We start from the raw sequence: 1187 nt of genomic DNA on the forward strand, positions 1-1187 counted from the left end.
CCCGTTCCCATGCCGAACACGGAAGTTAAGCGCTTCAGCGCCGAAAGTAGTTGGGGGTCTCCCCCTGTGAGGATAGGACGCTGCCAGGCTGATTGTTTTTTTGAAAAAATTATTGACTTTACTCTCGATGACATTTAAAATAGGTAAAGTCGATACAATAATTATTTAAAACGGTCCCGTGGTGTAGTGGTTAACATGTCTGCCTGTCACGCAGAAGATCGCGGGTTCGAATCCCGTCGGGACCGCCATTTTTTTATTTAAACTTAATAAGTTGGCTTTGTAGCTCAGTTGGTAGAGCAAAGGACTGAAAATCCTTGTGTCGGCGGTTCGATTCCGTCCAAAGCCACCATTTACAGCGCCGGTGTAGCTCAGTTGGTAGAGCATCTGACTTGTAATCAGAGGGTCGAGGGTTCGAATCCTTTCGCCGGCACCATTTTTCTCATGGCGGTTGTGGCGAAGTGGTTAACGCACCGGATTGTGATTCCGGCATTCGAGGGTTCAATTCCCTTCAGCCGCCCCATTTTAAAAAATTAATGAGCCATTAGCTCAGTTGGTAGAGCATCTGACTTTTAATCAGAGGGTCGCAGGTTCGAGCCCTGCATGGCTCACCATTTCTCATTAATTTCTATACTTAAATATTATATGCGGGTGTGGCGGAATTGGTAGACGCGCTAGACTTAGGATCTAGTGTCTTTGACGTGGGGGTTCGAGTCCCTTCACCCGCATCTCTAATCTAACTTTATATTGCGGAAGTAGTTCAGTGGTAGAATACGACCTTGCCAAGGTCGGGGTCGCGGGTTCGAATCCCGTCTTCCGCTCCAATTATATGCGGTCGTGGCGGAATCGGTAGACGCGCTAGGTTGAGGGCCTAGTGGTGGTTAACACCGTGGAGGTTCAAGTCCTCTCGACCGCATTAATGCACCCTTAGCTCAGCTGGATAGAGCGTTAGACTACGAATCTAAAGGCCGGGAGTTCGAATCTCTCAGGGTGCACCATTTATAACGGGAAGTAGCTCAGCTTGGTAGAGCACTTGGTTTGGGACCAAGGGGTCGCAGGTTCGAATCCTGTCTTCCCGACCATTTCTTAATTCAATTTGGTCTTTGAAAACTGAACGATGAGGCAAAAATGTTTTACAATTTTTGAATGAAGCGCAAGCTTCGTCATTTTTAAAGAGCTATATCAAATTC

Annotated in this window: 10 tRNA genes and 1 rRNA gene; all 11 read left to right on the forward strand. The window is 47.2% G+C overall.

The features are described 5' to 3' along the window. Positions 1-89 (forward strand): 5S ribosomal RNA (gene rrf / locus KNP74_RS14755); the annotation flags it as partial. A gap of 83 nt (positions 90-172) precedes the next feature. Next, positions 173-248 (forward strand) — tRNA-Asp (locus tag KNP74_RS14760). Positions 249-273: 25 nt separating this feature from the next. Beyond that, positions 274-349: transfer RNA gene (locus KNP74_RS14765), tRNA-Phe, on the forward strand. Positions 350-357: 8 nt separating this feature from the next. Beyond that, positions 358-433 (forward strand) — tRNA-Thr (locus KNP74_RS14770). 11 nt (positions 434-444) lie between these two features. Further along, positions 445-520, forward strand: a tRNA-His gene (locus KNP74_RS14775). 15 nt (positions 521-535) lie between these two features. Next, positions 536-611 (forward strand) — tRNA-Lys (locus tag KNP74_RS14780). Between the two features lie 33 nt (positions 612-644). Then, positions 645-725: transfer RNA gene (locus KNP74_RS14785), tRNA-Leu, on the forward strand. A gap of 21 nt (positions 726-746) precedes the next feature. Then, a tRNA-Gly gene (locus tag KNP74_RS14790) sits at positions 747-821 on the forward strand. Positions 822-828: 7 nt separating this feature from the next. Then, positions 829-913, forward strand: a tRNA-Leu gene (locus tag KNP74_RS14795). A gap of 5 nt (positions 914-918) precedes the next feature. Beyond that, a tRNA-Arg gene (locus KNP74_RS14800) sits at positions 919-995 on the forward strand. 7 nt (positions 996-1002) lie between these two features. Further along, a tRNA-Pro gene (locus KNP74_RS14805) sits at positions 1003-1079 on the forward strand. Positions 1080-1187 lie beyond the last annotated feature (108 nt).

It is taken from the genome of Exiguobacterium sp. s141 (assembly GCF_018618085.1).
In the GTDB taxonomy this organism is placed as follows: domain Bacteria; phylum Bacillota; class Bacilli; order Exiguobacteriales; family Exiguobacteriaceae; genus Exiguobacterium; species Exiguobacterium mexicanum_A.